Consider the following 495-nt stretch of genomic DNA (forward strand, 5'->3'; position numbering starts at 1 on the left):
GACCAGCTGGAGGGTCTTTGGCTGGAGGGCAACCGAGCCGTGCTGCTCCGCTTCGGCGAGGTGATCAAGGAGTTGTTCACCTCACAGCGCGCTTCGCTTCAAAGCCTTGCCGCAATGGAAGAAGACCTCCTCCACCGTGACCTCGATCGCGCTCTTCGGCAGCCGCTCATGCGCGGCCAGCCGCTCCAGCAGCGCCGTATCGCTGACCATCGCGACGCGCCCGTTGACGCGCAGCGTCTCCAGCACGCCGGGCACGAAGAACAGCAGCCCGATCCTCGGATTGCGCGTGAGGTTCTGCAGGCTGTCCACCCGGTTGTTGCCGGGTCTGTCGGGGATCAGCAGCCGCTTCTCGTCCAGCACCATGACGAAGCCCGGTGCATCGCCGCGCGGCGAGGCATCGCAATCCCCGGCCTCCCCGGCGGTCGCCATCACCAGGAAGGGCGAGCGCCCGATGAACAGGCGGGCGAATTCGTCGATGTGGTCCAGTTGCTTGGC

Annotated in this window: 1 protein-coding gene; it reads right to left on the reverse strand. The window is 66.5% G+C overall.

Going from position 1 to position 495, the window contains the following annotated elements:
- Positions 1-81: 81 nt before the first annotated feature.
- Positions 82-495, reverse strand: a 414-nt coding sequence (locus ACLD7X_RS18550; RefSeq protein ID WP_411425154.1) for an MSMEG_1061 family FMN-dependent PPOX-type flavoprotein, incomplete at its 5' end; no start/stop codon positions are given.

This window comes from Aphanothece microscopica RSMan92 (genome assembly GCF_046613545.2).
In the GTDB taxonomy this organism is placed as follows: domain Bacteria; phylum Cyanobacteriota; class Cyanobacteriia; order PCC-6307; family Cyanobiaceae; genus NIES-981.